This is a genomic window from Acidithiobacillus sp. TH-A35, assembly GCF_057473505.1.
Map to the genome: position 1 here is coordinate 1 of NZ_JBYCKR010000074.1, position 7,664 is coordinate 7,664.

Here is a 7,664-nt window from a genome sequence, read left to right on the forward strand (position 1 = left end):
GCGGCTTTGAGACGGCAGGAAATCTGGCAGGTGAAACCAGCGCGGCGCGCACCGCCATCCCGCGCGTCATGGTGCTTTCCGTGCTGATGGTCGGTGGGTTTTTCGTCGCCATGGCCTATATCGAGGTGCTGGCTTTTGCCCACCTCCCTACCCCTCTGGGCCACAGTGCAGCCCCGCTCAATGCCATCGCTAAGGCCATCGGGCATCCCTGGCTCGGCATTTTCTCCGATCTCGCCATGGCGACGGCGGCATTTTCCGCCACTATTGCCACCCTCAACAGTATCTCGCGGATTCTTTACAGTATGGCCGGACACGGGGTCATCCCGCGTTTCTTCCATCACCGGGACCTACACCACGGCATCCCGGCGCGGGCGTTGCGGGTACTCGCCATCATCGTGCTCATCAGTATGGCGGTGGTTACCCTGTGGAAAATCCCCATATTATCGGTGGTCGGCACCTTTGGCACCTTTACCGGGCTGGCCTTTCTGCTGATTTATGGCCTAGCCAACATCGCCACACCCTGGTTCCTGTTCCGCCAGCACTATGCCTGGCGCTGGCTCAGCCTGATCATCGCCGGCATCAGCCTGCCGCTTCTGATCAAAGTGATGGCGGTCAGCCTCTGGCCCTTGCCCGTCGGCGGTGAAGGCGCGGCCACCCTGCTGTTTATCGCGCTGGTGATGGTTGTTTTTTTCTGGGGACTCTACTGGGCGGCGTTTCGGCCGGAGCGCTTGCGGCATATCCTTGTTGCCGTGGACGAACCATAAGCCTGACCACGCCGGTTACCCATCCCGAAATCTGGGGGAGTCTCCCGGCGCCCGCTAGGAAACATACCGACCACATGGTATCTTACTCAGGTAATCTTCCAGCCGGTCCGTATCGGCAAGTTGCCAACGCATAAGGAAATCGCCAATGTCCCAAACCAGCAAAGATCTTTTTTCTCCTCTCAAAATGGGATGCTACACCCTGAAAAACCGCATCGGGCTGGCGCCGATGACCCGCATGTCATCGGAAAAGGACAGCATTCCCCGTCAGGATGTATTGGATTTCCTGATCCGGCGCGCCGAAAACGATGTCGCACTCATCACCACAGAAGCCATCGTCAGCGATTATGAGAGCGCCCAGGGCTATCCCGGCCAGGCGCGGTTAACCACGCAGCGGCAAATTGATACCTGGGCGCAGGTCAACGCAAAAATCCGTGCTGCGGGCAGCGTATCGGTGCTGCAAATTTTTCATTGCGGCAGAATAGCCTGGAATGAAGTTAATCCCGCCGAACGCACTATCGCACCCAGCGCATTGATCCCCAAACAGAACAACCCGCTGACCAGCGCGCCGTACCCCATGCCCGACGTGATGTCGTCCTTTGACATTGCGCATGTCATTCAGGGTTTCGTCGAAACGGTTAAAGGGGGCATTGCGGCTGGATTCGATGGTATAGAAATTCACGGCGCACACGGTTACCTGATCAATGCGTTTCTGTCCGCCTACAGCAATCAGCGTGCAGATAACTATGGTGGCAGCGTCGAAAACCGCTTCCGCTTTGCCCGTGAAATCATAGAGGCCGTGCGTCCGCATGTGCCTGCTGACAAACTGCTCTTTTTCCGGATATCCAACTGGGGTGTTGCGGATATGGAAGTTTCCCTGTTCGCCAATGCCGACGAATGGACAGAGGTGATTCGACTCCTGGATCAACTCCCCATCGACGCCATTTCGGTATCCACCTATCGCTTTGGCGACGAGGCCTTCGGGACCGGCAAAAATATGGCACAGTTGACCCGTAGCGCCACCCGGAAACCATTGTTGATCTGTGGCAATATTCATGATCGGGACACCGCCGAGGCAGCGCTGGCGGATGCCGATATGATTCTCTCGGGCAAATCCCTGTTACTCAATCCCCACTGGGTGAATGATCTGCGCGCCAACAAAAGGATGGATGCCTACTCCTCCGAGCAGGCCAATATCGCCTATACCAAAGAGCCTTTACCCTGATCCGCTTTCAAGCCTTCGGTAGGGTTACGCCACTCTGGCCCTGATACTTGCCGCCGCGGTCGGCATAAGACACTTCGCAGACCTCGTCCGACTCCAAAAAGAGCACCTGCGCCACGCCCTCATTCGCATAGATTTTCGCGGGTAAGGGCGTCGTATTGGAGAATTCCAGGGTCACATAGCCTTCCCACTCCGGCTCAAAAGGGGTGACATTGACGATGATGCCGCAACGGGCATAGGTGGATTTACCCAGACAAATGGTCAGCACATTACGCGGGATACGGAAGTATTCCAGCGTGCGCGCCAGGGCGAAAGAATTCGGCGGGATAATGCAGGTATCCCCGGTAAAATCGACAAAAGAATCTTCACTGAAATTCTTGGGATCGACAATTACACTGCGGACATTGGTGAAGACTTTGAACTCCCCGGCACAACGGATATCGTACCCATAGGAAGACAGACCGTAGGAGATAATGGGGTTTCCCTCGATGTGCCGCACCTGGCGCGGTGAAAAGGGTTCGATCATCCCGTGATTTTCCGCCATGTGACGGATCCAGCGATCGGATTTGATGCTCATGGCGGAGACTTCCTGTAAGCGGCTGGGAATCAGCGGTTCTGGACGACGATATTGGGGAACTTGTGGCTGTGATCGACGGCCTGGATGGCTACCCGCCCCGCTACATGACGCGCGAGTTCCAGATAGATTTTGGCAAGACGGGAATCCGGTTGTGCCACCACCGTCGGCGCGCCGTTATCGGCTTCGTTGCGAATGCTGCGGTCGAGCGGTATCGCCCCCAGAAATTCCACCCCGTCCTGCTCGGCCATGGCCGCACCACCACCATGTCCGAAAATATCGTCCTCGTTACCGCACTTCGGGCAGATATAAAAACTCATGTTCTCGATGATACCGAGAATAGGCACGCCCACTTTCTCAAACATCTTCAGACCCTTGCGGGCGTCCAGCAAGGCAATGTCCTGTGGCGTCGTGACGATCACCGCACCGGAGACCGGCACCTTCTGCGCCAGGGTGAGCTGGGTATCGCCGGTACCCGGCGGCAGATCCACCACCAGATAATCCAGCTCGCCCCAGCGGGTGTCGGAGAGCAACTGCTCCAGCGCCTGCATGACCATAGGGCCGCGCCAGACCATGGGCGTTTCGTCGTCGATGAGAAATCCGATGGACATCGCCTTGATACCGTGTCCTTCCATGGGCTCCATTTTTTTACCATCTTTACTGGTCGGCTTGCCGGAAATGCCCAGCATGCGCGGCTGGCTGGGGCCGTAGATGTCAGCGTCGAGCATGCCCACCTTGGCGCCTTCTTTGGCCAGCGCTAGCGCCAGATTGACGGCGGTGGTGGATTTACCGACCCCACCCTTGCCGGAGGCAACGGCAATGATGTTTTTGATGCCTTCCATCAGCTTGACACCACGCTGCACCTGATGCGAAAGAATACGGTGCCCGACGGTGACCTGCGCGCTGATGCCATGATCATTCTGGATTTGCCGGGCCACCTCCTCGCTCAAACTGATGGCCACTCCCAGGCTGGGGTAAGGCAATTCCAGTTTGACGGTGGAGCCATCGACCCCCTTGAGGACCCCTGCTGCTGCCAGATCTTTGCCCAGATAAGGGTCCTGCACCGCGCGCAGTGACTGCTCGACCTGTTCCCGCGTCAATCCTGTCATGACCTTCCCCGTTCTCAGCGCGATACTTCAGAACTGATGATCACCTCGTGGCGCTCGATACCACCGCCCTCACCAAAAGCTTCTTTGGGCAACGGGTTGGTATGCGCCGTCTTGAAGTCGGCACTTTTCATCCACGCCTCGAAGGCCGCCTGATCGACCCAGTGGGTCAGCACCACATACAGACCGTCATCGTTCACAGGACGCAGGATCTCCATACGTACGAAGCCCGGCTGTTTATCCACCTCGCCCGCCCGGCGCCGGAAGCGCTCCTCAAACTCTGCACGATACTCCGCCTTGACGGGAACCCGGTTCGCTACGACGTATTGCATGATGATATCCTCATATATCAGATGGTATTCATTGTAGGGCAGGCAAATCCTTCAGACCAAGAACTTCCTGCATATCATACAGGCCCGGTGCCCTGCCCCGCAGCCAACTGGCAGCACGCAAGGCACCCTCCGCAAAATTGAGACGGCTGGCCGCACGATGGGTCAGCTCCAGACGCTCTCCAGCCCCCGCCATCCACACCGTATGTTCACCGACCACGTCCGCGCCGCGTAACGTCGCAAAGCCGATACTGCTGGCCACCCGGGGGCCGGGGATGCCATTGCGATCCAGACACTGGATATCGTCCAGGTGCTGGCCACGCCCCACCGCCACCGCCCGCCCCAGAGCCAGCGCGGTACCGGAAGGTGCATCTATCTTCTGGCGATGGTGAGCCTCGACAATCTCCACATCATAGCCCTCGCCGAGGGCTGCGGTGATGGCGGGCAAAAAGGCCAGCAACACGTTGACACCGACACTCATATTCGGCGCCAGCACCAGCGGAATATGTCGGCTGGCGTTTTCCAGTTCCGCGCGCTGGGTCACGGAAAACCCCGTCGTGCCCACCACGACCGGCTTCGCTGCCGCCACACAGGCCGCGACATGCGCCAGAGCGGCCTCTACCGGACCAAATTCAATCAGCACGTCCAGATCCGCCAGCGCGCCCGCGAGATCCGCGGTGACCGGCAGGCCCAAAGCCTGAACGCCCGCCAAACGGCCAGCGTCTTCCCCCAGATAAGCAGCCCCGCTGCGCCCTACGGCTGCCACCAGTTGCAGCTCAGGATGAGCGACAATGGCCTGCACCAAGGCCCGCCCCATGCGGCCCGCCACCGCCGTAACGCCAACGCGCCATGCCCCGGTCATCAAAGACCCATCCGGTCAAAAAAGTCTTTGGCCTTATTCCACCAGCTTTCCTGCTGGGGGTGCTGGATGTTATCGCCGCCTTCCCGGGCGAACTCCTCCAGCAACTCTTTTTGCCGGGCGGAGAGATGTACCGGCACCTCCACCTGGACCTGACAATGCAGATCGCCATTGAGCTTGCTGCGCACCCCCTTGATGCCCTTGCCGCGCAGACGGAATACTGCGCCCGACTGCGTACCCGGAGCAATCTGCACCTTGGCGCGCCCGGTCAGGGTCGGCACTTCCAGCTCGCCGCCCATGGCCATGGTCGTAAAGTGGACCGGCACCGCACAGTGCAGATCGTCGCCGTCCCGCTCAAAGAGCGCATGCGGCAACACCCGCACCTGAATATACAGGTCTCCCGACGGACCGCCCCGCTCTCCCGCTTCGCCCTCACCGCTCAGACGGATACGATCCCCCGTATCCAATCCGGCGGGAACTTTGACCTGCAAATCGCGGTTCTTGCGGACCCGACCATGACCATGGCAGTTCGTGCAGGGCTCTTTGATGACCTTGCCGCTGCCGTTGCACTGCGGGCAGGGGCGGGTCACCGAGAAGAAACCCTGCACCATCCGTACCTGACCGCGACCACCACAGGTCGTGCAATCCTCCACCGCACTGCCCGGCTTGGCGCCGCTGCCGTGACACAGCTCGCAAGTGGCTGAACTGGGAATCTGAATGGTGACTTCTTTACCCAGAGCCGCTTCTTCCAGCGTAAGCTCCAGTTCGTAACGCAGATCGGCGCCCCGCCCCGAATCCTGGCCGCGAAAACCACCGCCAAAAGCCTGCTCGAAGAGATCGCTGAAAACGTCGCCGAACCCCCCACCGCCGCCACCAAAGCCCCCAAAGCCGGCACCCTGCCCGCCGCCACCACCATTCACCCCGGCATGGCCAAATCGATCATAGGCCTGCCGTTTCTGCGGGTCGGAGAGCACTTCGTAGGCGGCGCTGATTTCCTTAAAGCGATCCTCAGCACTTGCATCACCCGGATTGCGATCCGGATGATAACGCATGGCCAGACGCCGGTAAGACTTCTTGATCTCGCCGTCGTCTGCCGTGCGGGTAATTTCCAGTACTTCGTAGTAATCCCGTGTAGCCATCTTCTTTCCTGAAACGGGCAAGGGGACAGGATAACAAACCCTGCCCCCTCGCGACCGATGGTAATTTTACTTCTTGTCGACTTCTTCGAACTCGGCATCCACCACGTCGTCCGGCTTGGCATTGCCCTGGGCACCCGCACCAGGTTCTGCCTGCGCCTGACTGGCGGCGGCACTCTGCAACAATGCCGACATGGCGGCCATCAAGGTGGCGACAGCTCCCTTGATCGCTTCCACATCCTCACCCTTAGTGGCTTCTTCCACCGCGGTGATCGCTTCCGTCACCTTGGTCTTGTCGTGCTCAGGTGCCGCGGCATGTTCCTCCACCGCCTTGCGCGCGCCGTGCATGCTGGCGTCCGCCTCGTTGCGCGCCTCGATCAGCGCACGCGCCTTCTTGTCATCCGCAGCGTGGGCCTCAGCCTCCTGAATCATCCGCTTGATTTCTTCCTCGGACAGACCAGAACTTGCGGTGATCTTGATGGACTGCTCCTTGCCGGTCTGGTTGTCCTTGGCCGAGACATGGAGGATGCCGTTGGCGTCGATGTCGAAGGTCACTTCGATCTGCGGCATGCCCCGTGGGGCGTTGGCAATATCGGCCAGATCAAAACGCGCCAGCGACTTGTTATCCCGCGCCAGCTCGCGCTCACCCTGCAACACATGCACCGTCACCGCCGACTGATTATCCTCCGCCGTCGAGAAAATCTGCGACTTGCGGGTCGGGATGGTGGTGTTCTTCTCGATCAGCTTGGTCATCACGCCGCCCAGGGTCTCAATGCCAAGGGACAACGGCGTCACGTCCATCAACAGCACGTCTTTCTTTTCACCGGACAACACCGCGCCCTGGATGGCCGCGCCGATGGCCACGGCCTCGTCAGGGTTCACATCCTTACGCGGATCCTGACCGAAGAAATCTTTGACCTTCTCCTGCACCTTGGGCATCCGGCTCTGACCACCCACCAGAATCACGTCGGTGATCTGGCTCGTCGCCAGATTGGCGTCCTTCATGGCCACCCGACAGGGCGCCATGCTGCGGTCGATCAGATCCTCCACCAGCGACTCCAGCTTGGCGCGGGTCAGCTTCATGTTCAGATGCTTCGGTCCGCTCTGATCCGCGGTGATAAAGGGCAGGTTGACGTCGGTCTGCTGCGCCGAAGACAACTCGATCTTCGCCTTCTCGGCCGCCTCCTTCAGACGCTGCATAGCCAGACGGTCGCCACGCAGATCGATACCCGATTCCGCCTTGAAGGAGTCTGCCAGGTAATTGATGACGCGGTTGTCAAAATCACCGCCGCCGAGGAAGGTGTCGCCATTGGTGGAGAGCACTTCAAACTGGTGCTCACCCTCCATTTCGGCGATCTCGATGATGGAGATATCGAAGGTGCCACCACCCAGGTCGTACACCGCAATTTTGCTGTCGCCGGGCTTCTTGTCTTCGCCAAAGGCCAGCGCCGCCGCAGTCGGTTCATTGATAATGCGCTTGACCTCCAGACCGGCGATACGGCCCGCATCCTTGGTCGCCTGACGCTGCGCGTCATTAAAGTAGGCAGGCACGGTGATGACCGCTTCGCTGACCTTTTCGCCAAGATAATCTTCGGCCGTCTTCTTCATCTTCTGCAGGATGAAGGCAGAAATCTGCTGCGCGGAATACTTCTTATCGCGCACTTCCACCCAGGCATC

8 protein-coding genes are annotated in these 7,664 nt (G+C 59.3%); 2 read left to right on the forward strand and 6 right to left on the reverse strand.

The genetic code is table 11. The features are described from left to right. Both AC2VNK_RS02875 and AC2VNK_RS02880 read left to right on the forward strand, forming a co-directional pair. On the forward strand, nucleotides 1–764 hold a 764-nt coding region (locus AC2VNK_RS02875), incomplete at its 5' end, for an APC family permease (protein WP_486882731.1). 145 nt (nucleotides 765–909) lie between these two features. Next, the gene (locus tag AC2VNK_RS02880) at nucleotides 910–1,986 is read left to right on the forward strand and encodes an oxidoreductase (RefSeq protein WP_486882732.1); all 1,077 of its coding nucleotides are present in this window, start codon (nucleotides 910–912) and stop codon (nucleotides 1,984–1,986) included. Nucleotides 1,987–1,993: 7 nt separating this feature from the next. Here AC2VNK_RS02880 and dcd read toward each other — a convergent pair whose 3' ends face one another. The 6 genes from dcd to dnaK form a co-directional block, all read right to left on the reverse strand. Continuing rightward, a complete protein-coding gene (dcd, locus tag AC2VNK_RS02885; protein WP_291522457.1) occupies nucleotides 1,994–2,560 on the reverse strand; it encodes a dCTP deaminase in 567 nt (188 codons plus the stop codon). A gap of 29 nt (nucleotides 2,561–2,589) precedes the next feature. Continuing rightward, entirely contained in the window at nucleotides 2,590–3,666 is a 1,077-nt protein-coding gene (gene apbC / locus AC2VNK_RS02890) for an iron-sulfur cluster carrier protein ApbC (protein ID WP_291522459.1), read from the reverse strand. A 14-nt stretch (nucleotides 3,667–3,680) separates the two neighbouring features. Then, nucleotides 3,681–3,995: an antibiotic biosynthesis monooxygenase family protein gene (locus AC2VNK_RS02895; protein ID WP_291522461.1), complete on the reverse strand. Its 315-nt coding sequence runs from the start codon at nucleotides 3,993–3,995 to the stop codon at nucleotides 3,681–3,683. Nucleotides 3,996–4,023: 28 nt separating this feature from the next. Then, the gene (gene dapB / locus AC2VNK_RS02900; protein ID WP_291522463.1) at nucleotides 4,024–4,854 is read right to left on the reverse strand and encodes a 4-hydroxy-tetrahydrodipicolinate reductase; all 831 of its coding nucleotides are present in this window, start codon (nucleotides 4,852–4,854) and stop codon (nucleotides 4,024–4,026) included. Continuing rightward, nucleotides 4,854–5,990, reverse strand: coding sequence for a molecular chaperone DnaJ (dnaJ, locus tag AC2VNK_RS02905; protein ID WP_486882733.1), 1,137 nt, complete (start codon nucleotides 5,988–5,990; stop codon nucleotides 4,854–4,856). The genes dapB and dnaJ overlap by 1 nt, the downstream gene beginning before the upstream one ends. Before the next feature lie 66 nt (nucleotides 5,991–6,056). Then, a partial coding sequence (gene dnaK / locus AC2VNK_RS02910) for a molecular chaperone DnaK (protein WP_486882735.1) occupies nucleotides 6,057–7,664 on the reverse strand: 1,608 nt, incomplete at its 5' end.

What these genes read in the sequence shown, in the direction of transcription:
- AC2VNK_RS02880 (WP_486882732.1), top strand. Translation starts at nt 910, where the DNA reads ATGTCCCAAACCAGCAAAGATCTTTTTTCTCCTCTCAAAATGGGATGC.
- dcd (WP_291522457.1), bottom strand. Translation starts at nt 2,560, where the DNA reads ATGAGCATCAAATCCGATCGCTGGATCCGTCACATGGCGGAAAATCAC.
- apbC (WP_291522459.1), bottom strand. Translation starts at nt 3,666, where the DNA reads ATGACAGGATTGACGCGGGAACAGGTCGAGCAGTCACTGCGCGCGGTG.
- AC2VNK_RS02895 (WP_291522461.1), bottom strand. Translation starts at nt 3,995, where the DNA reads ATGCAATACGTCGTAGCGAACCGGGTTCCCGTCAAGGCGGAGTATCGT.
- dapB (WP_291522463.1), bottom strand. Translation starts at nt 4,854, where the DNA reads ATGACCGGGGCATGGCGCGTTGGCGTTACGGCGGTGGCGGGCCGCATG.
- dnaJ (WP_486882733.1), bottom strand. Translation starts at nt 5,990, where the DNA reads ATGGCTACACGGGATTACTACGAAGTACTGGAAATTACCCGCACGGCA.